Below are 23482 nucleotides of genomic sequence, written 5' to 3' on the forward strand. Positions count from 1 at the left end.
CCTGATCTGCACAGCCATATCCATGATTCGCATAAGGTATATTATGGAATATCTTTATATACAATCAGATCAGTTGTTTAGCTTGAATTCCTCTCGCTGCACCTTCGTTCCACGTCCTCTTCCGGCCCAGCCGTCGCACGTCGTCGCGGCTTTCGACGGCTACTGTGCATGGGGTTGTTTTCGCGTTTTTGAATCGGGTCCATGCCTCCGAAAGCCGATATTGCCGTGACGATGTCCGGCTGCAATAAGCGAGGCTTCGCGAGATCGCAGATGACCTTCTGACCTTCCGTCCGTATAGGTTTGCATCTCAGAACAACAACAAACTTTCCGAGGAAGCAGACCCATGAGCTTTTCCCGCCGCACGCTTCTCAAGGCCTCCGCCGCGACCGCGGTCCTGGGCGGCCTCAGTGCGCCCCATGTGGCCCGCGCCCAGAGCGCCGAGTTTACCTATAAATACGCCAACAACCTGCCAGACACCCATCCGCTGAACGTGCGCGCCAAGGAGATGGCTGCGGCGATCAAGGCCGAGACCAACGGCAAGTTCGACCTCCAGATCTTCCCGAACAACCAGCTCGGGTCCGACACCGACATGCTGAGCCAGATCCGGTCCGGCGGCGTCGAGTTCTTCACGCTGTCGGGACTGATCCTGTCGACCCTGGTGCCGGCGGCCTCAATCAACGGCATCGGCTTCGCGTTCCCGGACTACGGCACGGTCTGGAAGGCCATGGACGGCGATCTCGGCGCCTTCGTCCGCGGCGAGATCAAGAAGGCCGGGCTCGAGGTTATGGACAAGATCTGGGACAACGGCTTCCGCCAGACCACGTCGTCGAGCAAGCCGATCACCGGTCCGGACGATCTCAAGGGCTTCAAGATCCGCGTGCCAGTGTCGCCGCTGTGGACCTCGATGTTCAAGGCGTTCGATGCCGCGCCCGCCTCGATCAATTTCGCCGAGGTCTATTCCGCGCTGCAGACCAGGATCGTGGAGGGCCAGGAGAACCCGCTGGCGATCATCTCGACCGCCAAGCTCTACGAAGTGCAGAAATACTGCTCGCTGACCAACCACATGTGGGACGGCTTCTGGTTCCTGGCCAACCGCAAGGCGTGGAGCAGCCTGCCCGAGGATGTGCGCACCATCGTCGCCAAGAACATCAATGCCGCAGCGCTCAGGGAGCGTGAGGACACCGCCAAGCTCAATGCCAATCTCCAGCAGGAGCTCGCGACCAAGGGCCTGACCTTCAACCAACCCGCGGTGGCGCCATTCCGCGACAAGCTGCGGTCCGCCGGCTTCTATGCCGAGTGGAAGGGCAAATATGGCGACCAGGCCTGGGATCTGCTCGAAAAGGCCGTCGGCAAGCTGTCTTAACGCGTTGGAGCCGTCATGGCTCATATCGAGGTCCAGGTGAGCGGAGTGGCGGGCGAGGCGACTGTTCAGTCCCCTCGCCGACCTTCCTTGCTGGCCTCGACGGAGCGCGCACTCGGCCTCCTCGTCGAAATCCCGGCGGCCATTTTGGTGGTCGCCGAGATCGCGATCCTGTTTGCCGGCGTGGTCGCGCGCTACGGCCTGCACCGGCCGCTGATCTGGTCGGACGAGCTCGCCTCGATCCTGTTCCTGTGGCTTGCCATGCTCGGCGCGGCGGTCGCGTTCCGCCGTTCCGAGCACATGCGCATGACCGCGGTCGTCGCCAGCACCAAGCCGGCCACGCGGGCCTGGCTCGATCTCGTGGCGACCTGCGCGGCGCTGGCCTTCCTCGCGCTGATCGTCTGGCCGTCCTGGGACTACGCCTACGAGGAAAGCTTCATCACCACGCCGGCGCTGCAGATCTCCAATATGTGGCGCGCCGCGGCGCTTCCGGCCGGCATCTGCCTGATGGCGGTGTTCGCGCTGTTGCGGCTGCTTCGCGCAGCCGATTACCGCATGGTGCTGACGGCCGCGGTGTCCGTGGCTGTCGTCGTCGGCTTGTTCTGGCTGGCGCAGCCTTATCTCCGACCGCTCGGCAACCTCAACCTCGTCATCTTCTTCGTCGGCGTCGCCGGCTTCTGCGTTTTTGCCGGCGTTCCCATCGCGTTTGGCTTCGGGCTCGCCATCTTCGGCTATCTGGCACTGACCACGCGCACGCCCGTCATGGTGCTGGTCGGGCGGATGGACGAGGGCATGAGCCACCTCATTTTGCTCTCGGTGCCGCTCTTCGTATTTTTAGGGCTCCTGATTGAAATGACCGGCATGGCACGGGCCATGGTCGCGTTCCTGGCGAGCCTGCTCGGCCATGTCCGCGGCGGGCTGCATTACGTCCTCGTCGGCGCGATGTACCTGGTCTCCGGTATCTCCGGCGCCAAGGCGGCCGACATGGCGGCGGTCGCGCCCGTGCTGTTCCCGGAGATGAAGCAGCGCGGCGCCAAGCCCGGCGATCTTGTCGCGCTTCTTGCGGCCACCGGCGCACAGACCGAAACCATTCCGCCGAGCCTCGTGCTGATCACGATCGGATCGGTCACCGGCGTCTCGATCGCCGCGCTGTTCACCGGCGGCCTCCTGCCCGGCGTCGTGCTCGCCATCACGCTGTGCATGCTGGTGTGGTGGCGCTACCGCCACGAGGACATGAGCCATGTCCGCCGCGCCACGGGCGGCGAGATCGGCAAGACCTTCGTCATCGCCCTGCCCGCGCTCGCGCTGCCCTTCGTGATCCGCTACGCCGTGGTCGAAGGCATCGCGACCGCCACCGAAGTCTCCACCATCGGCATCGTCTATGGCGCCCTGGTCGGCCTCCTCGTCTACCGCCGGTTCGAGTGGCGGCGGCTGTTCCCGATGCTGGTCGAGACCGCCGCGTTGTCGGGCGCGATCCTGCTGATCATCGGCACGGCGACCGGCATGGCCTGGGGCCTGACCCAGTCAGGCTTCTCGCGCTCGCTGGCGTCCGCCATGACCGGATTACCGGGCGGCGCAGCGACCTTCATCGCCGTCTCGATCCTGGCCTTCACCATCCTCGGCAGCGTGCTGGAGGGCATCCCGGCGATCGTGCTGTTCGGGCCGCTGTTGTTTCCGATTGCGCGTGCGGTCGGCGTGCACGAGGTGCACTATGCCATGGTGATCATTCTCGCCATGGGTATCGGGCTATTCGCCCCGCCCTTCGGCGTCGGCTATTATGCCGCCTGCGCCATCGGCCGCGTCGATCCGGCCGAAGGCATCAGGCCGATCTGGGGCTATCTGCTGGCGCTGCTGGTAGGATTGATCGTCGTCGCCGTCTTTCCGTGGATCTCGATCGGATTCCTGTAAGCCGGCGCGTGAGGGAGGTGTCGATGAGCGAGCGGCAGAACCAGTACAATATCGGCCTCGACAAGACGCCCGCCAACTACGTGCCGCTGAGCCCGTTGAGCTTCCTCGCACGCAGCGCCGCGGTCTATCCCGATCATTTCAGCACGGTCTACGAGGGCCGCAGCTTCACCTGGCGCGAGACGCATGAGCGCTGCAAGCGCTTTGCTTCCTATCTTGCCGGCAAGGGCATCGGCGTCGGCGACACCGTCGCGGCGATGCTGCCGAACATTCCGGCGATGAACGAGGTACATTTCGCCGTCCCCATGACGGGTGCCGTGCTCAACGCGCTGAACATCCGGCTCGATGCCCCTTCGATCGCATTTCAGCTCGACCATGGTGGCGCAAAGATCATTCTGGTCGATCCGGAATTCTCGGGCGTGATCACCGATGCGCTCGCGCAGATGAGTGGCCCAAAACCGTTCGTGATCGACGTCGACGACGCCGCGTTCAAGGGCGGCAGGCGCGTCGGCGAGATCGAGTACGAGACCGCCGTCGCGCAAGGCGATCCCGATTTCACCGCCATCCCGCCGAAGGACGAATGGGACGCGATCGCGCTGAGCTACACGTCGGGCACCACGGGCAATCCCAAGGGCGTCGTGACCCATCATCGCGGCGCCTATCTGAATGCCGTCAGCAACATCCTCGCGGGCCAACTTGGCCAGCATCCGGTCTATCTCTGGACGCTACCGATGTTCCACTGCAACGGCTGGTGCTTCCCCTGGACCATTGCGGCGGCCGCCGGCATCAATGTCTGCCTGCGCAAGGTCGAGCCGACGAAGATCTTCGAGCTGATCAAGCAGCACGGCGTCACCCACATGTGCGGTGCACCGATCGTCTATAACACGCTGATCAACGCGCCTGATGCACCGAAGGGCGGCGCCGCCCGCCGCGTCGTCGGCCTGATCGCCGGTGCCGCGCCGCCTGTCGCGGTGCTCGAAGGCGCCGAAAGCATCGGCATCAAGCTGACGCACGTCTACGGACTGACCGAGGTCTACGGCCCCGCCTCGGTCTGCGCCGAGCAGCCCGGCTGGGATGATCTGCCCGCAGCCGAGCGCGCCAGCCTGAAGCGGCGGCAGGGCGTGCCCTACCCGCTCGAGGAAGCCGTCACCGTCATCGATCCCCAGACCATGAGGCAGGTGCCGCGCGACGGCGAGACCATCGGCGAGGTCATGTTCCGCGGCAACATCGTGATGAAGGGCTACCTCAAGAACGACAAGGCGACGAAGGAAGCCTTCGAGGGCGGCTGGTTTCACACCGGCGACCTCGGCGTGCTCGACGCGCACGGTTATGTCATCATCAAGGATCGCTCGAAGGACATCATCATCTCCGGCGGCGAGAACATTTCCTCCGTCGAGGTCGAGGACATCCTCTACAAGCACCCGGCCGTGCTGTTCGCCGCCGTGGTCGCAAAGCCCGATCCGAAATGGGGCGAAGTGCCCTGCGCCTTCGTCGAGCTGAAGGACGGCGCAAGCGCGAGCGAAGCCGACATCATCGCCTTCTGCCGCTCGCATATGAGCGGCTTCAAGACGCCGAAGGCCGTGGTGTTCGGGCCGATCCCGAAAACGTCGACGGGAAAGATCCAGAAATTCCTGCTGCGCAACGCAGCAGGATCGGCGAAGGCGATCTCGGCCTGAGCTTGTCTCGACCTCCGCGGCGTTTGCATGTCGCCGCGAAGTCGTTGCGCAATTTCAACCACGTCGGGTTTGTCAAGCCCCCCGTCCTCACATCTTCTTGTAGGCTTCAACCAGCGCCTGGCCGTCGGCTCCCGCCTTCTTGAGCCAGTCGGCGGTAAGCTGTTCGCCGATCTTCTGGAAGCCGGCCTTCAGGGCCGGGCTCGGCGGCTCGACCGTCATGCCCTTGGTCTTGAGCTGGTCGATGTACCAGGTGCTCTTGTCCTGCCAGGCCTTCCAGCCGCGGGTTTCCGCGGTCGCGGCGGCCTTGAGGATGGCCTCCTGGGTCGGCTTGTCGAGTGCCTCGAACGCAGCCTTGTTGACGAAGGTGTAGTCCTTCGGGATCCAGGCTTGCACGTCATAGAAGTACTTCAGCGACTCCCATGCCTTCGCATCGTAGCCCGTGCCGCCTGATGACATGAAGGAGTTCACGACGCCGGTCGCAAGCGCCTGCGGCAGCTCGGCGGCCTGGATGGTGACCGACTGCGCGCCCACCAGTTCGCCAATGCGCGCGGTCCCGACATTGTAGGCCCGCCATTTCAGGCCCTTCATGTCCTCAATGGTCGCGAGCGGCTTGTTGACATAGACCCCCTGCGGTGCCCACGGCACGACGAACAGCAGCTTGAGGCCCTGGGCATCGAGCTTCTTGGCAATCAACGGCTTCGACGCCTGATACAGCTTCATGGCGTCCGGGAAGCTGGTCGCCAGAAACGGCACGACGTCGACCCCGAACACCGGATCCTCGTTCTCGTGGATCGACAGCAAGACTTCGCCCATCTGCGCCTGCCCGGTCATCACCGCGCGCTTGATGTCGGGCGCCTTGAACAGCGAGGCGCCGGGATGAACCGTGATCTGGAGCTTGCCGGATGTCGCGGCTTCGACGTCCTTGGCGAACGCGACGAGGTTCTCGGAGTGCGGATTGTCGGCTGGATACGCTGCCGGCAGATTCCATTTGGTTTGAGCCAATGCGGGCGTCGCGGCCAGCACGGCGCCGGCGATCAGGGATGCGCGGAATAAACGAGAGATCATGGGGCTTCTCCTCACAGTCAATTTCAAAACGGTACGCTCAGTCTGGGAAAGCGAGCTTGGGCAAGAACATCACGATCTGCGGATATTCCGTGATGATGAACACGGCCGCGAGCAGCAGGATGAAGAAAGGGAATGCTGCCCGGGCGACGGTCAAGGTATCGCGCCCGCTCATATTCTGGAGCACGAAAAGGTTGAAACCGACCGGTGGCGTGATCTGCGCCATCTCGACGTGAATGATGAGATAGACGCCGAACCAGACCAGGTCGAGGCCGGCCTGCTTGACCATCGGCAGCACGATCACGGCGGTCAGGACGATCATCGAGATGCCGTCGATCAAGCATCCCAGGATGATGTACATGATGCTCAGATACAGCGCGAGCATGCCCGGCGTGAGGTGCTGGCCCTGGACCCAGGTGGCGAGCGCTGCCGGAATTCCCGTATAGGCCATCGCTGCGGTCGTGTAGGCCGCGCCTGCCAGGATCAGCATGATCATGCAGGTCAGGCGCGTCGCGCTCATGATGCTTTCGAGGAAGTTCTTGCGTGTGAGCGTGCGGCTCCACCACGCCAGCAGCAGCGCGCCGGAAACGCCCCAGGCGGCACACTCGGTCGCGGTCGCAAACCCCAACACGAGCGACAGGAAGACGGCCAGGATCAGAAGCAGGCATGGGGCGAGCTTGGCGGATTCTTGCAGCTTCCGGCGAAACGACATCGGCGGGTCGCGCGGCGGGACCTTTTTTGGATTGAGCAGCGACCAGATGATGATGTAGCCGGAATAGAGCACCATCACGAGCACGCCCGGCAGGAAGCCGCCGAGGAAGACCTGAAGCACGGAGACATTCGCCGTGACCGCATAGACCACCATCGGAATCGACGGCGGGATCAGCAGGCCGAGCGTTCCGGAGCCAGCGAGCGACCCGAGACTTAAGCCCTTGTCGTAGCCGCGCTTGTCGAGCTCGGGCAGCGCGATCTTGCCGATGGTCGCGCAGGTCGCGGCCGACGAGCCCGACACCGCCGCGAAGATGCCGCAGCCGATCACGTTCACATGAGTGAGGCGCCCGGGCAGCCACTGAACCCAGGGCGACAGGCCTCGAAACATTTCCTCGGATAATTTGGTGCGGAAGAGGATCTCCCCCATCCAGATGAACAACGGTAGCGCGGCCAGTGTCCATGACGAGCTTGCGCTCCACGTCGTCGTCGCAAGCACCGAGCCGAGCGGCAGGCTCGTGGTCAGCGCCATCGCTACGAAGCCGACGAGCCCGAGCGAAACCGCGATCCAGATGCCGCTTCCCAGCAGCACGATCATGACGCCGAGCAGAATAAACGACAGTTCGATCATGCCGAGATTGGCCATCGTCAACCTCCGCCGCCCTGTGAGATCCGCTCGATGAATTCGTCCGGGGTCTCGTCCGGCGAGCCCTTCTCGTAGCTCGGCCGGTTGCCGCCGATGACACTGATCATTTCATCAATGAGCGCGATCGAGAGGATCACGAGTCCGCCGGAAAACCCGAGCTGTGGAATCCAGAGCGGAAGCGGGACGACGCCCTGCGCCACGTCGTTGAAGCGCCAGGAATCGTAGGTCATCTGCACGGCATGCCGGGTGAAATAGAGGATGAAAGCGGCGGCAATACCGAGGGCCACGACCTCCGCAACCTGTTTGGAGCGCCCATGAAGACGCTCCAGCAGCAGGCCGACGCGGATCATCTCTCCGCGCTTGAAGGTGTGAGCGAGACCAAGGAATGCCATCGCGGCCATGCACCAGGAGGCGAAATCATCGCCGGCGGGAATGTTGACCGCAAACTGGCGCCCGATCGACATGATCATCATGATTGCAAAGATCGCAACCATGAAGGCCCCGGCGGCGTAGCCCGCACCGAGATAAAGGAGATCCAGCGCGCGTCGCACTGGTCCCCGGCTCGTGACATCGTCCCCTGCCAACGCGATCCCCATCCTCACACGAGGCGATTCAGACGGTCCCGGCGATCGCACGTCGCGCGCCGGTTCTGCATGAATATCGCCCCTGCCCAGCGCCTGTCTTTCAGACGTTAGATCAACATGATGGGGCTAGCGCAAGCAAGGAGTATGCCGGCTCTCGCCGGAATTACCACCGCAGGTTCAGCGCGTCTCCAGCCGCAGCCCGTCATACGCGGGCACCACTCCCGCCGGCAGCGATTGCCGGATCACCTCATAATCGACGTCGGCCGTCATGTTGGTGATGACGGCGCGCTTCGGCTTGAAACGCTCGATCCAGGACAACGCGTCGTTGATGCTGAAATGGCTGACGTGGCTGGTGTAGCGGAGGCCGTCGACGATCCAGAGATCCAGATTTTCCAGGGCGCCCCAGCTCTCGCGCGGGATGTCGTTGAGGTCGGGTGTATAGGCGGCATCGCCGATGCGATAGCCCAGCGCGGGAATGTTGCCGTGCTGCACCAGGAAGGCGGTCATCGTCACCGCGCCCCCCTTCCCCAGGATGGCCTGGCTTTCACCGGCCTCGATCGACTGCGCCGTCAGGATCGGCGGGTAGTCGCTGCCCGCCGGCGAGACGAAGCAATAGGAGAACCGCGACATGATGTCGTTCGCAGTCGTCTGATTGAGATAGGTCGGAATCCGCCGGCGCATATGCATCACGACCGAACGCAGATCGTCCATGCCATGGGTCTGATCGGCATGCTCGTGGGTCAGGAACACTGCATCGATATGGTCGACATTGGTCGAGAGCAATTGTTCGCGCAGGTCCGGCGAGGTGTCGATCACGATACGCGTGGTGCCCTCGCCCGAGGTCTGCTCGACCAGCAGCGAACAGCGGCGACGGCGGTTCTTGGGATTGTTGGGATCGCAGGCACCCCAGCCGAGTGCCGGGCGCGGCACGCCGGCGGAGGAGCCGCAGCCCAGGATCGTCAGCGTCAGCGTCATGCGGCTCCCAGTTCTAAGCTTTCACCCTGGAGAACAGGCGAAAGAAGTTGTCGCTTGTCTGGCGCGAGATCTCGTCAAACGACACGCCACATGTTTCGGCAAGCACTTTTGCGACCTCGACCACATAGGCCGGTTCGTTGCGCTTGCCCCGGAACTTGCCCGGTGCAAGGTAGGGCGAGTCCGTCTCAACCAGAATACGGTCGGACGGCAGTTCGGCCGCAAGCGCGCGCAAGGCCTCGGACTTTTTGAAGGTCAGGATGCCCGTGAAACCGATATAGAGCCCGAGCGACACCGCCTTTAGCGCCAGCTCGCGTCCGCCAGTGTAACAATGCAACACGGCGCGAAACGATCCCTTCGCAGCTTCCTCTTCAAGGATGCGGCCGCAATCCTCGTCCGCCTCGCGGGTGTGGATCACCAGCGGCAGGCCGGTGACGCGGGCGGCGGCGATGTGGGCACGAAAGCCCCTCGCCTGCGCCTCCGGCGAGCCGTTGTCGTAGAAATAGTCGAGCCCGGCTTCGCCGAGCGCGACGACCTTGGGATGCTCCGCCAGCGCGATCAGTTCGTCCGGCGCGATGCCGTCTTCCTCATCGGCGTTATGCGGATGGGTGCCGACCGAGCAATAGACGTCATCGTAGCGCTCGGCGATGGCCAAGAGCTGGTTCAGCTTTTTCACCCGCGTCGAGATCGTGACCATGCGGCCGATGCCGGCCGCTCGTGCCCGCGACACGATCCCGTCGAGATCCTCCGCAAAGTCCGGAAAATCCAAATGGCAGTGGCTGTCGACCAGCATGGTGCGAACGCCCCTAGGCTGCCGGCTCGATGTAGCGCGGGAAGGCCGGCGTCGGCGCGGGCAGCGTCGTACCGGGCGCGATGCGGGTTGCGCCACCAAGCGCGGCGAAGTTGCGCTCCGCTTTGGGGATACCGAGGCTGTCCAGCAGCAATCCCGAGGCCGTCGGCATCGCCGGCTGGGCCAGGATCGCGATCTGGCGCACGACTTCGGCTGTGACATAGAGCACCGTCCTCTGCCTGACAGGATCGGTCTTGGCGAGCGCCCACGGCGCTTCGCCCGCGAAATAGCGGTTGGCTTCCGCCACCACGGCCCACACGGCATTGAGCCAGTGATGGATTTGCTGCGTCGCCATCGCTTCGCGGGACGCCGCGAGCATGCCGTCTGCTTGTGACAGGATCGCCTTGTCGTTGTCGCTGAATTCGCCGGGCTCCGGGAGCACGCCGCCGAGCTGCTTGGCGATCATCGACAGCGAGCGCTGCGCGAGGTTGCCGAGATCGTTGGCGAGATCGGCATTGATGCGCGCGACGATGGCCTCGTGATTGTAGTTGCCGTCCTGGCCGAACGGCACCTCACGCAGAAAGAAATAGCGCATCTGGTCGACGCCGTACTGGTCGGCGAGGTTGAAGGGATCGACCACGTTGCCGACCGACTTCGACATCTTCTCGCCCCTGCTGAACAGGAAGCCATGCGCATAGACCCGCTTCGGTAGCGGGATCCCGGCCGACAGCAGGAAAGCCGGCCAGTACACCGCATGGAAGCGGATGATGTCCTTGCCGATGATGTGCACGTCGGCAGGCCAATAACGCCAGTTCTTGTCGCCCTCGTCGGGGAAGCCGACGCCGGTGATGTAGTTGGTGAGCGCGTCGACCCAGACATACATCACGTGCTCTTCGTCGCCGGGCACCTTGACGCCCCAGTCGAACGTCGTGCGCGAGATCGAGAGATCGCGCAGGCCGCCCTTGACGAAGCTCACCACCTCGTTCTTCCGGGAATCCGGCCCGATGAAATCCGGATGATCCGCGTAGAGCTTGAGCAGCCTGTCCTGATAGGTCGACAGACGGAAGAAGTAGCTCTTCTCCTCGACCCATTCGACCGGCGTGCCCTGCGGCCCGAGCCGCACGCCGTCGTCGTTCAGGCGCGTCTCGTCCTCCGCGTAATAGGCTTCGTCGCGCACGGAATACCAGCCGGCATAGATGTCGGCATAGATGTCCCCGTTCGCTTCCATGCGCCGCCAGATTTCCTGGCTGGAGCGATGATGCTGCTCCTCGGTGGTGCGGATGAAGCGGTCGAACGAGACGTTCAGGCGCTCGTCCATCTGCTTAAAACCGCCGGCATTGCGGGCCGCGAGCTCCGAGACGGACATTTTTTCGCTGGCCGCGGTCTGGACCATCTTCTGGCCGTGCTCGTCGGTGCCGGTCAGGAAGAACACGTCCTTGCCGTCGAGTCGCGCGAACCGCGCCAACGTATCGGTCGCGATTGCCTCATAGGCGTGGCCGATATGCGGGCTGCCATTGGGATAGGCGATCGCTGTCGTGATGTAGAAGACGTTGTCGCGTGCGGGGGCGACCGCGGGCGTGGTGGTCTGCGGCGCTGCGATGGACTTCGGTGCGCGCGGGGCTTTGGGCTTGGCAATTTTCGACGGCGTGGCGACAGGAGCCGGTGCTGCGGTCACGTGCGGTGCAGCCACCCTTGCGTTCTTGACCGCTTTCTTCGCCGGAGCCTTGTTTTTCGCCGAAGTCTTGGCTGGCTTTTTGGTCGCTGTCCTCACCGCCTTCTTTGCAACGACCTGCTTCTTCGCAGCCTTCTTGCCGGCCTTCTTTGCCGTCGTCGCAGCGCTCTTCTTCATGGCTTTCTTCACCGCTTTCTTGGCGGTCGTCTTTTTGGTCTTTGCGGTTTTCTCGACCTTCTTGGCAACCTTGCGCGCCCGCGCTTTCACGGCCTTCGCGGCTTTCTTCGCAGCCTTCTTCTTGCCGCTCTGGCCTTTGTTGATTTTCTTAGCTCGCGTTGCCACGACGAATTCCTTTACCGGCTTCTCGAAATTTGGAAACGAACCTGCGTTAGTTTATTGTCTTGAGCATGATCCCATCGGAAAACCGCTGCACACTTTTCCGGATCATGCTCTAGCGCGTTGCGTCCGCCAGCCAGCCGAACACCGAGAAAACCAAGGGCTTTCGCTCCAGATTGTAGGTTTCGGTGTCGCGCGCGGCGCGGACGATCTTTTCCCATACCTCAGCTAGGCGCGCAAGGCGCGGCAGATTCTGGTTGGCATTGGCCTCGTCGGCATGCAGGCGTTCCGCGATCCAGCGATCGATGCCGTCGATGAAGGCGGCAAGCGCAACGCGGTCGCTGGTGCCGAGCGATTCGCCGAGCGTGTGCAATTCGCGCGGATCGACCTGCGGCAGTCGCGCCAGCAGCGCGGCCGTGCGTTGCTGGAGCTTCAGGGCGTCACCGCCGAGCAGCGTCAGCGCCCGCGCGACGCTGCCTTCGGACGCCTCTGCCGCCTCGCGCAACGCCGGATCATTCGGGTCGAGATCGGCAGCGGTTGCGGCTGCACCAATCACATCGTCGGTTGCGAGTGCACGCAGGCGTAGCTTGCGGCAGCGCGACTGAATCGTGGCGAGGACGCGAGCCGGCGCGTGGCTCACCAGCAGGAACAGCGATTGCTGCGGCGGTTCCTCGAGAACTTTCAATAGCGCGTTGGCGGCATTCGGATTGAGCTCGTCGACGGTGTCGACGATGCAGACGCGCCAACCTTCGGCCGCTGCTGTCGAGCCGAAGAAGCCAATCGTCTCGCGCGTCTCGTCCACTGTGATCACGGTGCGCATCACGCCGCGGTGGTTGGCGGTGCGCTCCAGCGTCAGCAAGCCACCATGCGAACCCGCTGCAACCTGCCGCGCCACGGCGTTATCAGGATCGATGGCGAGGTCTTCGGCGCGCTGCACGGAAGGCGCCAGCGGCTGGCTGTGAGCGAGCACGAAGCGCGCCATCCGATAGGCCAGCGTCGCCTTGCCGATGCCTTGCGGCCCGCCGATCAGCCAGGCATGCGGGATGCGCCCACTGCGATAGGCGGCGAGCAGCGCGGTCTCGGCCTCGCGATGGCCGAACAGAACGCTCGTGTCGCGCGGATGAGACATGGCAGCTTCGCGCTCGGTCTGACGCGGGCTCATATGGACACCACCGATGCAGGCGTCGGAAGCAGGCGATCACGCAGCGCGGTCCAGATGCGTCCGGCAACCGTCTCGGGATCGGAATTGGCGTCGATCAGCACGCAGCGCGCGGGCTCGTCCGCCGCGATCTTGCGATAGGCCTCGCGCAGGCCCTGATGGAAACCGAGCTTCTCGGCCTCGAACCTGTCTGGCGTGCCGCTGCCGCGGCGCGCGGCCGCGCGCTGCAAGCCGATCTCGACCGGCAGGTCCAGAATGATGGTGAGGTCCGGCTTGAGATCGCCGATCGTGACCCGCTGCATCGCGTTGATCAGCGCCGCCGGCACCTGGCCGAGGCTGCCCTGATAGGCCCGCGTCGAGTCGGCGAAGCGGTCGCACAGCACCCAAGTGCCCTGGTTGAGCGCGGGCTGGATCACGGTGCGAACATGGTCGTCGCGGGCGGCCGCGAACAGCAGCGTCTCGGCCTCGGGTCCGAGCAGCTTGCCCATGCCTGACAGCACCAGATGCCGCATGATCTCGGCGCCCGGCGAGCCGCCCGGCTCGCGCGTGACGAGGATGCGCATCCTGGCTGCCTTGAGACGATCGGCAAGCTTCTTGATCTGGGTCGACTTGCCCGTCCCCTCGCCGCCTTCAAAGGTGACGAAACGCCCGCGTCCGGACGGCCACTTTACCGCGCTTTCACTCATGATCAGAGCTTCTCGGCGCCCGCGCGGAACATGCCGATCACGAGCTCGCTGGCGCCGTCGATCGCGCGACGCACGGTCGAGCCGGTGCCGATCGCGTCAGCGGCGTAGACCGGCGTCTCCACCGCGATGTTGCCGCTGCGCCAGACCCTGACCAGCCCGACCTTCTGGCCGGCCTCGATCGGCGCGCGCACCGGACCGCTATAGACGACGCGCGCGATCAGCTTGTCGCTTCCGTTCTTGTGCACCATCACTTTCACGGGCGTCTTCGCCACCAGTTTCACCGAGCGGCTCTCGCCGCCGAACACCTTGGCGTAGCCGACGGGCTGATCGGCCGCAATCAGCGTGCGGGTCTCGAAATTGCGAAAACCCCATTCCAGCATCTTCTTGGCTTCGGTGGCGCGATCGTCGGGGTCATCCAGCCCGTTGATGACGACGATCAGCCGCGTGCCATTCTGCACAGCCGAGCCGACCATGCCGTAGCCGCCTTCCTTGGTGTAGCCAGTCTTCAGACCGTCGGCGCCTTCCATGGAATTGAGCAACGGATTGCGGTTGGGCTGGCGGATCTTGTTCCAGGTGTATTCCTTCTCGCCGAACAGTTTGTAGAATTCGGGGAAGTCGAGAATGATGTGCCGGGCAAGGATGCCGAGCTCGCGCACCGTCATCTTGTTGGCGGGGTCGGGCAAGCCGTTGGAATTGCCGAAGGTCGACTTCGTCAAGCCAAGTTCACGGGCGCGCTTGGTCATGAAGTCGGCGGCGAAAATCCGCTCGTTGCCCGCCATGGCTTCGGCCAGCGCAATGCAGGCATCGTTGCCGCTCTGGATGATCGCCCCGTGCAGGAGATCGTCGACCGTGACCTTGCTGTTGATCGCGGCGAACATGGTCGAGCCGCCGGAGGGCGCGCCGCCCCTGCGCCAGGCATTCTCGCTGATCCGGTATTCGTCGGTCAGCTTGATGTCGCCCTTCTTGATCGCGTTGAAGACGACCTCCGCGGTCATCAGCTTCATCATGCTGGAGGGTGCACGCAGCTCGTCGGCGTTCTTCTCGAACAGCACGCTGCCGCTGGAGGCCTCGATCAGGATCGCAGTCGGGGCGTCACCGTCGAAGCCGGAATCATCCGTTTTCTTGGCGCCCTGGACGCTCTGGTTGGCGGCGTAGAGTGCCCCGCTCCAGCCAATGGCGGCCACCAGGGCCGTCGCGATCAACCCACGCGCCAGCGCTCCGGGGGTGAACCGGCTGCGCCCAAACGAGGAAAGGTGAAATTCCATGGCCAAGCCCTGAGAGCGGCGTTCTAACAGTTGGGACCGGTGCGAACAACACGGGGTGGCCGCTTGTCCCGAGATTGCACGATTCTCGTCCCGCCCCTATCGTGGCACCTCAGATTTTCTGACCAAACCCCTGAAACAAGGCGGAAAAGCGATGTCCTCCACCCGCGTGATCAAGGCCAACGGGATCGACCTGTTCATCCGCGAAGCCGGTCAGGGGCCGCTGGTGATGCTGTGCCACGGCTGGCCGGAACTCTCCTACTCCTGGCGCCACCAGATCCCGGCGCTGGCGCAGGCCGGGTTTCGCGTCGTCGCTCCCGACATGCGCGGCTATGGCCAGAGCTCAGCGCCGCCCGAGGCGACGGCCTATTCGATCTTCGACACCGTCGGCGATATCGTCGGCCTCGTGCAGGCGCTTGGTGAAACCAAGGCCATGGTGGTCGGCCACGACTGGGGTGCGCCAGTGGCCTGGCACGCGGCGCTGTTCCGGCCCGACATCTTCACGGCGGTCGCCGGCCTGAGCGTGCCGCCGCCGTTCCGCGGCCGCGGCAAGCCGCTCGACCTTCTGCGCCAGGGGGGCATCACCAATTTCTATTGGCAGTATTTCCAGGCGCCCGGCGTTGCCGAAGCCGAGTTCGAGCATGACGTCGCGCGCACCATGCGCATCGTGCTCGGCGGGCGCGGCCTTGCCGATCCCTCCGCGGCCATGTTCGTGCTGGAGGGCAAGGGATTCCTCGGCCACGGCAATCCGGAGGAGCCTCTGCCGGCCTGGCTCAGCGAGACTGACCTTGCCTATTTCACCGAAACCTTCCGCAAATCCGGTTTTCGTGGCGGCCTGAACTGGTATCGCAACCTCGACCGCAATTGGGAGCTGACGGCGCCCTGGCAAGATGCGCAAATCCACCAGCCCTCGCTCTTCATTGCCGGTTCAAAAGACGCCGTCATCACCGGCCTGATCGGAGCCAAGCGCGTCAACGAGCTCGAGCGCGTGCTGCCCAATCTGAAGCGAAAGCTGATCATCGAGGGCGCCGGCCATTGGGTCCAGCAGGAGCGGCCCGACGAGGTGAATGCGGCGCTGGTGAGTTTCTTGAAGGAAAGCGCGGCTCAGTAGAGGCCGCGACCGCTCAGGATGCCGCGGGCCTCGGCAGCGCCGTCCGAGGCGTAGGCGCCGGACGGTGCGCTCTCGGTCGCATAGCGGCCGTCCCCGTCATAGGACACGGCGCGCGAGTTCTGGAGCGCCCGGCCCCGGTTGCGGCTCGAGGCCGACATTTCCGAGGTCGCACTGAGCGAAGCCATGTCGGCGGAGGTGTTGCCGAGATTGTAGGGCCGTCCCTCCGGCGTCGGAACTTCGCCGCGCATGGCGCCGCGGCTCGATGATGGCAGCTCCGGCACGAAGGGCCTCGCCGAGGCGACACGGACCATCGAGGGTGACGGCGCCGGGGTCCCGGTGCGCAAGGTGGCCATCAGCTGGCGGTCGTCGGAGCCTTCCAGCGGCGCCCGGCCGACATATTCGACACGGACCTTGGCGATGCCATTGCCTTTGAATTCAAGCAGTTCGGCGGCCTTGTTCGAGACGTCGATGAGCCGGTTGCCGTGATAGGGCCCGCGGTCATTGACGCGGACGATCAGCGATTTGCCGTTCGATACGTTGGTGACCCGCGCATAGGACGGCATCGGCAGGGTCGGATGCGCCGCGGTCAGCGAACCCATGTCGAACACTTCGCCATTGGCGGTCAGACGGCCGTGGAAATCGTCGCCGTACCACGACGCCATGCCCTCGGCACGGTAGTTGACGTCCTCTTCGGGCACATAGGTCCGGCCACCCACCACATAGGGCTTGCCGACGCGGTAGGCGCCGCCGCCCTTCGGGACCGGATCACCCAAAGCCACGACCCGGGGGCTCGAGGACACGCCGTATTTCGGATCGACCCGGCTGGCGAATTTGTTGGAGGACGCACAATTGGCGAGCGCAAGGCAGGTCGCGACCGCCGCAACACCGCGCGCGGCCTGCAAAACCGAATCTGACCGTCGGATCCCCATTCGCCCCAAATACCACTTTGCCGGGAGGCGTACCTAACCCGCTTTGTCTACGGGGCAGCGCTGTCCGGTCCTTTGCTCCGAGGCGGCCCACCACCGCGTCGGAGTGGTAACGATAACGCAACCCGAACACGGCGGAAATGGGGAGCCCACAGCGATCACGCCGGGATGGTAAACGGGGCGTATGCGTTCGCCCCGTTGAAATACGGAGCGCGGGCACCCTGCTCTGTGCCATGGCCGGACATTCTGTTGCGCCAAATCCTCACTCCACCCCCATTGTCGCGCCGCTCACTGGAATTCTTTTGACTGTGCAAGGCCGCCCGCGTTTTCTCGCGTGCAGGGCGGAATGGAATGAGACGATGATCGAGACGGTTTCGGCACTGATGGGTTTGGTAAGCGCGGGGATCTTCCTGGCCCATGCGTTTGAAGGTTACCGCACGAGGGCCTGAGGCACTCGCGCGGACGGCAAGCATCACCCTTTCAAGACGGCGCGTTCGGCCATTTTTAATCGATCCGATCGAGCATCCAAGACGAGAGCGGCAGGTGTCCCATGCGCAACCATGACCTCGTATCCGATGGCTTCCTGGCATTGACCGCCAGTGGTTTGGTCCTGCTGTGCTCCAGCCTCGTGGCATTGGCCTTCGCCTGAGCACCCCAGCACTTCCCGACAAATACCCTTACCGCAGTCCAAGCAGCGAACGTCGATAGAGGCTGTCACGGGCTTCGCTCAGGCAGACGAAGCTGCCGTCGAAACCCTGGGCGTACCGCTTCTGGCCTTTGCCGTAGTAGACGCCTTTGCTGAAATCGAGCCAGACGACCCGGTCGTGGGGGCAATGACGCTGCGCCTGCGCCTCGTAGCGAAATGGCGTCAGCGGCGTGGCCGATACCTCGGCACCGCTGCAGCCGAGCAGGATCGCAGCCGCGAGCGTAATCGCGCCGGGCCATTTGCCGAAGCTGCTCCAAGATACCCCGCAAGACACCACCCGCCTCCCGATCCCGGCCGTCGCACGATAGCCGCTCGGCACGGTAGCACGAAACGGTACGGTCATCGGAGGGCCTCGCGTCTTCCACCCGCCACCTTGTCGGGCTACATGCAAGCGAGATGACCCCGATGCGAGGATGCTGCCTGAATGTCGGTTGAGCCTGGACCCAAATCCGAACTCCGCACCGAACCGCGCCTGCCGTTGCCGCGCCTGGGCTTGATCCCGATGGTCATCTTCGGCTCGCGCTGGCTGCAACTGCCGCTCTATTTCGGTCTGATCGTGTCGCAGTGCGTTTACATCGCGCTGTTCCTCAAGGAGCTCTGGCATCTCTCCTGGCACGCCCTCGACCTCACCGAGCAGCAGATCATGATGAGCGTTCTGGCGCTGATCGACGTGGTGATGATCTCCAACCTGCTCGTGATGGTGATCGTCGGCGGCTACGAGACGTTCGTCTCGCGGCTCGAGCTCCAGGGCCACCCCGACGAGCCGGAATGGCTCGGTCACGTCAACGCCAGCGTCCTAAAGATCAAGCTCGCCATGGCCATCATCGGCATCTCCTCGATCGCGTTGCTGCGCACCTTCATCGAGGCCGGCAATCTCGGCTCGGACCGCGCCGGCTTTACCGAGATCGGTGTGATGTGGCAGGTGCTGATCCACCTCACCTTCGTCGTCTCGGCGATCGGCATTGCCTACGTCGATCGACTGAGTGACTCCGGGGCGCGCAAGCATGCGGAGTGAGGCCCGAGGGCCGGCTTGCTACTTGTCCGCTTCGAGTTGCTGCAACGCCTGGTGCAGGCATTCCTGAAGCTTGGCTGCGACCTGCTCGCGCGCGACGCCCTTGGCGGCAAGATCGCCTGACACCTTGTCGAGGATCTCGTCCATCGTCTGGTTCTCCAGATGGTCCGTCACCAACGCCGTCGCGTAGCCGGCCGCGGCATCGCCACTGAGGCCGAGCTGGCTTGCGGCCCAGAGCCCGAGCAGCTTGTTGGACCGGGCCGTGGCCTTGAACATGAGCTCCTCGTCGTGGACGAATTTGGCCTCAAAGCCCTGCTCGCGTTTATCGAACGTGGTCATGGTCAGCTCCATTGTCGTTTTCGCTGATCGGGATCGGACTGGCTGGGAGCGAACGTCTCCGTGGTTCACGTCAGGATTATGTGAAGCTTCCGGCGGAAGCCAAACGCCGTCAAGCCTGCTGGGCGCGTCCAAGGCACCCCCCAGCTCTACGACAGCCAGCTCGGCTAGGCTGAGATGTTTACTATTCGTTAAGCAGACTCAGTGCCGCATGGCGCGGGGACATCGAGAGCTGACGCATGAACAAAGAGCTGCGGGAGTTTCGACGACTTGAACGGGTCTGCCTGGAGCAGGCAGACCTCTCCACCATGGACCTCGCGCGAAGCGGGTTGCTCAAGGTTGCAGAGGATTGTCGCATCGCAGCCGAAGCGATCGAGGCGCAATCGCCGCGCAGACCGTTCGCAAGTGCCGTTCAGGCGCTGAAGCAGGCGTTGAGTGTGACGCGCGTCCCTCACCGGCACTGAGGCCGGCGCTCGCGGACAAGGCCATCTTTGATTTGACGGGGCGACCGCGTGCGGTCAGCCCTTCGCTTCCATCTGTTCACGTGCCAACCGTTCGGCCCTCAGCCGTTCCTTGTTGGCATAAAACGCCTTCTGCGCCGCTTCATGATCGCGCATGGCTTTTTCGGCTTCGATACGGCGTGTCGCATCACGCGCCTGCCGCTGTTCGGGGGTCAAGGGCTTGCGCCGGTAGGAAATGTCTTCCGTCATGGCCAGATAACGCGGCGGTGAGGAAAGAGTTCCCTTGGTCCCGCTGGGCAGCACTGTGGGCCGACTGCATAAATGGGCGAAAACAACCCCATGCACAGTAGCCAAGTGCTTCTGCAGAAAGCACTTTTTTATCACGCTGACGATGCATTTGGCTCCGCGGAGATCTCGATGTCCGCAATAACGGGCAAATGGTCTGAATAGGCCCTCGCCCCTTCATCGGTCCAGACTTTCCCGATCGGGCTGTCGGATGTTGCGTAGATGCGGTCAAGCCGCAGAAGGGGTAAATGCGACGGGAAAGTTCGCAGCCGCGTACGGTTTGGACAGGCCTGCGCGAGCACGCGCCGCACCGATTTGATCCAGAACCAGTCGTTGAAATCCCCGAGGACGACGGTCCTTCCAGGTCTCACCAGGCTCACCAGTGCCTGAGCCTGCGCATGGCGCTCGTGGATACTCAAGCCGAGATGCGTGGCGACCACGCGGACATCGCCGACCGGCGTCAGTAGTCCCGCGGCGATCGCTCTGCGCGGCTCCCGCTCACGATACGACACGTCGACGATCTCGGGCGGGCCGGAGAATGGAAAGCGGCTCAGGAGCGTCTGGCCGTATTCGCCATCCGCCGTGACGATCGACTTGGCGTGAACACGGTGATCGCCGACGACGCTCGCCAGCTTGGCAAACGGATCGTCTGATCGCGATCGCGAATCCACCTCCTGAAGCGCGACGACATCGGGAGCCCATTTGCGAATGATGGAGCAGATACCCTCCAGATCGAACTTCGGATTGAGATTGAAGGTGCCGTGCACATTCCACGTCATGAAGCGCATCAGCGCCTCCCGGCGAGCCACGTCGCGACGAATTGCGCGCCTGCGCAGATCGCGAGCCAGCCCAGGAACGCCAGTGCGAGCAGCAATATGTTGACCCAGGACGCATTCCTGGCGAGATCTGCGATCTGAGCCCCCAAAACTGCCATGGCGAGAATGCCGGGCGTCATGCCAAGCAGCGTTCCGACCAGGAAGTCACGCAGAGGCAGCGTGCTGGCGCCAGCCACGACATTCACCACCGAGAACGGCGCGATCGGAATCATCCGGATGACGACGACGGCCAGGATGCCCTTGCCGACAACACGTTCCTGGATGCGCGCGGTACGTCGTCCAAGCAATCGCTGCAGGCGTTCGCGGCCGAGTGCCCGTCCGATCGCAAACAGGACAAAGGCGCTGAGCACGACGCCCGTCATGGCGGTGACGAAGCCTAACCACGGTCCTAGCGCGGCAGCAGTTGCCGCAATGAGCACGAGAACCGGAAAAACCACCAGCCCGCCGACGACGAAAGCTGCAATCGCGAATGGCGGCCCCCAGATGGACTGCGCGTAGCCAGACAGCAATTTCGACATCCGGCCTGCGTCGGCGAAATCGCTCAATGACGTGTACGACCAGGCCATCGCCAGGCCAAAAAGCGCCACGGCAATCGATACCACCCCGATGATCGTCTTCGTGTTCCACATGCGAGATGCCGCCCGCTCCAGATGAAGAGGCCGCTCCGGGTCCGCCACCGGCTGAACCATTGTGGCCAGAGTGCTGGTCAGCACTGAGGATTCCACGTCTCGCAGCGCCTTCGTCCCACCGGCTCTCGAGACGTCGTCCAGGAGCGCAAAAAGACGATCGTCGTTTTCCGCGACGGCCTGTTCATCGAGACCGCAGAAATGCGCGATCAGGCGACGGCGGACCGAGGCGATGAACTCCCGGTGCTCGCTTGAGGCGGCTTCAAAGATCAGGTCACATTCGCTGTCGGCACCCATCGATCGATTGTTTAGATTGGCCGAACCGATCCGCAAGATCCGATCGTCGACGATCATGAGCTTGCTGTGCACCATCACGGCCGCTTCCGTATCCCCATTCCCCGACACCGGATAGACGAAGCGAATGCGATCGGCGATGCCGGCCGAACTGAAGCAGTCGATGAAGTCACCCCGGCCGTTCTGCATGGCCTGGGATTCCAGCCACGAGGAATGCAGTTTTGGCGTGACGACCAGAACCCGAAGCGAAGGCACGCGCAGCATCTGCTCCGCCAGTTCGCGCGCGATCTTGGTCGCGCTGGTGAACTGGTTCTCGATGTACACGAAGCTCGTCGCGGACCGGATCGCTGCGATCAACGAGCGTTCGACCTCCCGGAGCGTCGAACCTGCCGGACAGACCACCTCGGTCCTGGCGAGACCGACCGGCATATGCTCCGCCTCGACCGGCACATTCGCCGGCCAACGCAAGCTCTTCAGCGGGCGCCGATCGTCAATCTGTTGGCCTGCCGCGCGCCAGCGTTGCTCCACGAGTTCGCACAGCCACGCCGCCGCGTCCCCGTCGACCATGCATTGAACATCATGAAACGGAAGGTATGGCTTGCCCTGGGGATCACAGCGCGATGCGTGATCAGCGCGATGATCACTCGTGTCCCAGCGCCTGATCGTCAGATCGAGCCCACCGACGAACGCCAGTGAACCGTCGACACAGACGATCTTCTGGTGTTGGGCCGAACCAAATGGAAGCGTGGAATCCAGGTGAAAACGGACCCGGCCATCGGTTTCGGCGGTAAATTTGGCCGCGGAATTCCATTCCCTCTCGGACGCGTAGAACGAGACGAAGTCCCAGACCAGAATGTTGATCCGCAAGGTGGGACGCCGTTGGACAAGCGCGCGCAGAAATGGGCCGAGCTGTTCCGGCAAGCCATCCTCCGCTCGCCCGGACTCTCCGACCAGCCTGGTCTCACTATGGATATCCCAGCCGACGATATAAATGAGGTCCCGCGCCTGCAGCAGGGTCTGCCGCAGGGCCGCGAAATAAGCGGCCGCATCGTTCAGAACCGCCACGCGCCGCGCCTCGCACCGCCGCCAGACGGTGTCGCCGGGGATCAGGGTCGATGAGCTCTGAAGCAGGTCAACCTCGCCATTCGCATTCGCGTCTAAACGCGCTGAACGCTGAACGGGTTCCTTGTCTTCACGACCGGGGCTCGCGTGCGCTGCGCCCGTATGCTGGAGCGCACGATTGCCGCTACTTGGTTCGGACAGACTTTGCACCGGCGCCTTTCAAGGCGTCTGCAATCTTCTCGGGCGCATCGCCGTGAAAATCCACGGAGACCTCGATCCGGCCTTCCAGCTTCTGGTGCCCCTCCGGCGCAGGCGCGGCCTTGGCGTCAGGACCGGCCGGGCGTGTCCCCGACGTGTTCGCGCCACCGACGGCCTGGACGAAGACATCGGTTCGCGGCACGCCGCATTCCTGCACGACATGCTCAACCGCGAGCTCGGCGCCGCGGCGCGTGTCGAATTCTCCGATGATCGTACTTTCCAAGGGCGCCCTCCGTGGCTGGACCAGAGTGCGAACAACAGGCCAGCGAGGGCCAGGTTCCTGAACGCGCGGGCGTTTAGAACCGAATGATTCCAAACATGAACAGCAGCGCGAGAGTGATCAACCCGGAGACCAGCAGCGAGCCGAGGCATCCCAGCCGATTCGAGAAAAAGAAGAACATACTTCGCCCATCCCATAGCTTCGTGCCGGGCTAAGTTCTCCCATTCGACAGCGTTCCTCGAGGCGTTTTGGGACGCGCGAACAAGAACCAATCCAAGGACCAATCCAAGAACCAATCATCGAGCGGGACGTTAAGTCCGCGATGTCAGACGCTTTTGATTATTTCCGAGCGCATGCGGTCCGAGCCCTTTGCAAAGCCCGGGCGATGCCGCGCGGACGCATGAAACATCTGCAAACCGTCGTGGCCCGCATCTATCACCTGCTGACCAAGGAGGCTGCGTACGGGCCGAACCTGCAGCACATGGACGACTTCCGGGCAGCCCAGAAGCTCGAGAAGTCCATCGACTGAAC

The 23482-nt window shown here is 63.6% G+C and carries 23 protein-coding genes; 7 read left to right on the top strand and 16 right to left on the bottom strand.

Features of this window, described 5'->3' with window-relative positions; all coding sequences use genetic code 11:
• Positions 1-343: 343 nt before the first annotated feature.
• Genes AC0L27_RS21795 through AC0L27_RS21805 form a run of 3 tightly spaced genes read left to right on the top strand, consistent with a single transcriptional unit; the run spans position 344 to position 4941 of the window.
• Positions 344-1363: a TRAP transporter substrate-binding protein gene (locus AC0L27_RS21795; RefSeq protein WP_275172559.1), complete on the top strand. Its 1020-nt coding sequence runs from the start codon at positions 344-346 to the stop codon at positions 1361-1363.
• Positions 1364-1378: 15 nt separating this feature from the next.
• Positions 1379-3268: a TRAP transporter large permease gene (locus tag AC0L27_RS21800; RefSeq protein WP_354210302.1), complete on the top strand. Its 1890-nt coding sequence runs from the start codon at positions 1379-1381 to the stop codon at positions 3266-3268.
• A 23-nt stretch (positions 3269-3291) separates the two neighbouring features.
• Positions 3292-4941, top strand: coding sequence for an acyl-CoA synthetase (locus AC0L27_RS21805; RefSeq protein WP_354059515.1), 1650 nt, complete (start codon positions 3292-3294; stop codon positions 4939-4941).
• An 87-nt stretch (positions 4942-5028) separates the two neighbouring features.
• On the opposite strand, the gene AC0L27_RS21810 is transcribed toward AC0L27_RS21805, so the two are convergent.
• From AC0L27_RS21810 to AC0L27_RS21850, 9 genes are all read right to left on the bottom strand, one after another.
• Positions 5029-6006 (bottom strand): TRAP transporter substrate-binding protein, encoded by a 978-nt coding sequence (locus AC0L27_RS21810; protein WP_354210301.1) that lies wholly within the window; start codon positions 6004-6006, stop codon positions 5029-5031.
• A 37-nt stretch (positions 6007-6043) separates the two neighbouring features.
• Positions 6044-7357, bottom strand: coding sequence for a TRAP transporter large permease (locus AC0L27_RS21815; protein ID WP_275172555.1), 1314 nt, complete (start codon positions 7355-7357; stop codon positions 6044-6046).
• Between the two features lie 2 nt (positions 7358-7359).
• Positions 7360-7953, bottom strand: coding sequence for a TRAP transporter small permease (locus AC0L27_RS21820; RefSeq protein ID WP_275172554.1), 594 nt, complete (start codon positions 7951-7953; stop codon positions 7360-7362).
• Between the two features lie 165 nt (positions 7954-8118).
• Positions 8119-8916: an MBL fold metallo-hydrolase gene (locus AC0L27_RS21825; RefSeq protein WP_354210300.1), complete on the bottom strand. Its 798-nt coding sequence runs from the start codon at positions 8914-8916 to the stop codon at positions 8119-8121.
• 13 nt (positions 8917-8929) lie between these two features.
• A complete protein-coding gene (locus AC0L27_RS21830) occupies positions 8930-9706 on the bottom strand; it encodes a TatD family hydrolase (protein WP_354210299.1) in 777 nt (258 codons plus the stop codon).
• Between the two features lie 13 nt (positions 9707-9719).
• A complete protein-coding gene (gene metG, locus AC0L27_RS21835) occupies positions 9720-11717 on the bottom strand; it encodes a methionine--tRNA ligase (protein ID WP_354210298.1) in 1998 nt (665 codons plus the stop codon).
• 109 nt (positions 11718-11826) lie between these two features.
• On the bottom strand, positions 11827-12873 hold the full coding sequence (locus AC0L27_RS21840) for a DNA polymerase III subunit delta' (RefSeq protein ID WP_473320312.1): 1047 nt from the start codon (positions 12871-12873) through the stop codon (positions 11827-11829).
• Positions 12870-13556, bottom strand: coding sequence for a dTMP kinase (tmk, locus tag AC0L27_RS21845; RefSeq protein ID WP_275172549.1), 687 nt, complete (start codon positions 13554-13556; stop codon positions 12870-12872). Before tmk ends, AC0L27_RS21840 begins: the two co-directional genes overlap by 4 nt.
• A 2-nt stretch (positions 13557-13558) precedes the next feature.
• Positions 13559-14821: a D-alanyl-D-alanine carboxypeptidase family protein gene (locus AC0L27_RS21850; RefSeq protein WP_354210295.1), complete on the bottom strand. Its 1263-nt coding sequence runs from the start codon at positions 14819-14821 to the stop codon at positions 13559-13561.
• Between the two features lie 151 nt (positions 14822-14972).
• Here AC0L27_RS21850 and AC0L27_RS21855 point away from each other — a divergent pair, with 151 nt between their 5' ends.
• Complete coding sequence (locus AC0L27_RS21855; RefSeq protein WP_473320315.1) at positions 14973-15929, top strand: alpha/beta fold hydrolase; 957 nt, start codon at positions 14973-14975, stop codon at positions 15927-15929.
• On the opposite strand, the gene AC0L27_RS21860 is transcribed toward AC0L27_RS21855, so the two are convergent.
• Together AC0L27_RS21860 and AC0L27_RS21865 are read right to left on the bottom strand one after the other, a co-directional pair.
• Positions 15923-16858 carry a septal ring lytic transglycosylase RlpA family protein gene (locus AC0L27_RS21860; protein ID WP_354210293.1) on the bottom strand — a complete coding sequence of 312 codons (936 nt, stop codon included), beginning with the start codon at positions 16856-16858 and terminating at the stop codon, positions 15923-15925. The genes AC0L27_RS21855 and AC0L27_RS21860 overlap by 7 nt on opposite strands.
• Positions 16859-17532: 674 nt before the next feature.
• A complete protein-coding gene (locus AC0L27_RS21865; protein ID WP_354210362.1) occupies positions 17533-17835 on the bottom strand; it encodes a hypothetical protein in 303 nt (100 codons plus the stop codon).
• 150 nt (positions 17836-17985) lie between these two features.
• Here AC0L27_RS21865 and AC0L27_RS21870 point away from each other — a divergent pair, with 150 nt between their 5' ends.
• Positions 17986-18576, top strand: coding sequence for a TIGR00645 family protein (locus AC0L27_RS21870; RefSeq protein WP_354210291.1), 591 nt, complete (start codon positions 17986-17988; stop codon positions 18574-18576).
• Between the two features lie 18 nt (positions 18577-18594).
• Here the strand turns inward: AC0L27_RS21870 and AC0L27_RS21875 are convergent, their stop codons facing one another.
• Positions 18595-18912: a DUF1476 domain-containing protein gene (locus AC0L27_RS21875; RefSeq protein WP_354210289.1), complete on the bottom strand. Its 318-nt coding sequence runs from the start codon at positions 18910-18912 to the stop codon at positions 18595-18597.
• A 236-nt stretch (positions 18913-19148) separates the two neighbouring features.
• Here AC0L27_RS21875 and AC0L27_RS21880 point away from each other — a divergent pair, with 236 nt between their 5' ends.
• The gene (locus AC0L27_RS21880) at positions 19149-19373 is read left to right on the top strand and encodes a hypothetical protein (RefSeq protein WP_354210288.1); all 225 of its coding nucleotides are present in this window, start codon (positions 19149-19151) and stop codon (positions 19371-19373) included.
• Between the two features lie 54 nt (positions 19374-19427).
• Here the strand turns inward: AC0L27_RS21880 and AC0L27_RS21885 are convergent, their stop codons facing one another.
• The 4 genes from AC0L27_RS21885 to AC0L27_RS21900 all read right to left on the bottom strand — a co-directional run bounded on the left by AC0L27_RS21885 (position 19428) and on the right by AC0L27_RS21900 (position 22954).
• Positions 19428-19619, bottom strand: coding sequence for a hypothetical protein (locus AC0L27_RS21885; RefSeq protein ID WP_354210287.1), 192 nt, complete (start codon positions 19617-19619; stop codon positions 19428-19430).
• A 131-nt stretch (positions 19620-19750) separates the two neighbouring features.
• The gene (locus AC0L27_RS21890; protein WP_354210286.1) at positions 19751-20443 is read right to left on the bottom strand and encodes an endonuclease/exonuclease/phosphatase family protein; all 693 of its coding nucleotides are present in this window, start codon (positions 20441-20443) and stop codon (positions 19751-19753) included.
• Positions 20443-22476 carry a VTT domain-containing protein gene (locus AC0L27_RS21895; protein ID WP_354210284.1) on the bottom strand — a complete coding sequence of 678 codons (2034 nt, stop codon included), beginning with the start codon at positions 22474-22476 and terminating at the stop codon, positions 20443-20445. Before AC0L27_RS21895 ends, AC0L27_RS21890 begins: the two co-directional genes overlap by 1 nt.
• Positions 22477-22657: 181 nt before the next feature.
• The gene (locus tag AC0L27_RS21900) at positions 22658-22954 is read right to left on the bottom strand and encodes a hypothetical protein (protein WP_354210282.1); all 297 of its coding nucleotides are present in this window, start codon (positions 22952-22954) and stop codon (positions 22658-22660) included.
• A 319-nt stretch (positions 22955-23273) separates the two neighbouring features.
• Here AC0L27_RS21900 and AC0L27_RS21905 point away from each other — a divergent pair, with 319 nt between their 5' ends.
• Complete coding sequence (locus AC0L27_RS21905; protein ID WP_007591053.1) at positions 23274-23480, top strand: hypothetical protein; 207 nt, start codon at positions 23274-23276, stop codon at positions 23478-23480.
• Positions 23481-23482: the final 2 nt, after the last annotated feature.

The sequence above is a fragment of the Bradyrhizobium sp. Ken51 genome (assembly GCF_055807435.1).

What these genes read in the sequence shown, in the direction of transcription:
- AC0L27_RS21795 (WP_275172559.1), top strand. Translation starts at nt 344, where the DNA reads ATGAGCTTTTCCCGCCGCACGCTTCTCAAGGCCTCCGCCGCGACCGCG.
- AC0L27_RS21870 (WP_354210291.1), top strand. Translation starts at nt 17,986, where the DNA reads ATGTCGGTTGAGCCTGGACCCAAATCCGAACTCCGCACCGAACCGCGC.
- AC0L27_RS21875 (WP_354210289.1), bottom strand. Translation starts at nt 18,912, where the DNA reads ATGACCACGTTCGATAAACGCGAGCAGGGCTTTGAGGCCAAATTCGTC.
- AC0L27_RS21880 (WP_354210288.1), top strand. Translation starts at nt 19,149, where the DNA reads ATGAACAAAGAGCTGCGGGAGTTTCGACGACTTGAACGGGTCTGCCTG.
- AC0L27_RS21850 (WP_354210295.1), bottom strand. Translation starts at nt 14,821, where the DNA reads ATGGAATTTCACCTTTCCTCGTTTGGGCGCAGCCGGTTCACCCCCGGA.
- AC0L27_RS21810 (WP_354210301.1), bottom strand. Translation starts at nt 6,006, where the DNA reads ATGATCTCTCGTTTATTCCGCGCATCCCTGATCGCCGGCGCCGTGCTG.
- AC0L27_RS21805 (WP_354059515.1), top strand. Translation starts at nt 3,292, where the DNA reads ATGAGCGAGCGGCAGAACCAGTACAATATCGGCCTCGACAAGACGCCC.
- AC0L27_RS21905 (WP_007591053.1), top strand. Translation starts at nt 23,274, where the DNA reads ATGTCAGACGCTTTTGATTATTTCCGAGCGCATGCGGTCCGAGCCCTT.
- AC0L27_RS21885 (WP_354210287.1), bottom strand. Translation starts at nt 19,619, where the DNA reads ATGACGGAAGACATTTCCTACCGGCGCAAGCCCTTGACCCCCGAACAG.
- AC0L27_RS21800 (WP_354210302.1), top strand. Translation starts at nt 1,379, where the DNA reads ATGGCTCATATCGAGGTCCAGGTGAGCGGAGTGGCGGGCGAGGCGACT.
- AC0L27_RS21825 (WP_354210300.1), bottom strand. Translation starts at nt 8,916, where the DNA reads ATGACGCTGACGCTGACGATCCTGGGCTGCGGCTCCTCCGCCGGCGTG.
- AC0L27_RS21855 (WP_473320315.1), top strand. Translation starts at nt 14,973, where the DNA reads ATGTCCTCCACCCGCGTGATCAAGGCCAACGGGATCGACCTGTTCATC.
- tmk (WP_275172549.1), bottom strand. Translation starts at nt 13,556, where the DNA reads ATGAGTGAAAGCGCGGTAAAGTGGCCGTCCGGACGCGGGCGTTTCGTC.
- AC0L27_RS21890 (WP_354210286.1), bottom strand. Translation starts at nt 20,443, where the DNA reads ATGCGCTTCATGACGTGGAATGTGCACGGCACCTTCAATCTCAATCCG.
- AC0L27_RS21860 (WP_354210293.1), bottom strand. Translation starts at nt 16,858, where the DNA reads ATGGGGATCCGACGGTCAGATTCGGTTTTGCAGGCCGCGCGCGGTGTT.
- AC0L27_RS21820 (WP_275172554.1), bottom strand. Translation starts at nt 7,953, where the DNA reads ATGGGGATCGCGTTGGCAGGGGACGATGTCACGAGCCGGGGACCAGTG.
- AC0L27_RS21830 (WP_354210299.1), bottom strand. Translation starts at nt 9,706, where the DNA reads ATGCTGGTCGACAGCCACTGCCATTTGGATTTTCCGGACTTTGCGGAG.
- AC0L27_RS21815 (WP_275172555.1), bottom strand. Translation starts at nt 7,357, where the DNA reads ATGGCCAATCTCGGCATGATCGAACTGTCGTTTATTCTGCTCGGCGTC.
- AC0L27_RS21840 (WP_473320312.1), bottom strand. Translation starts at nt 12,873, where the DNA reads ATGAGCCCGCGTCAGACCGAGCGCGAAGCTGCCATGTCTCATCCGCGC.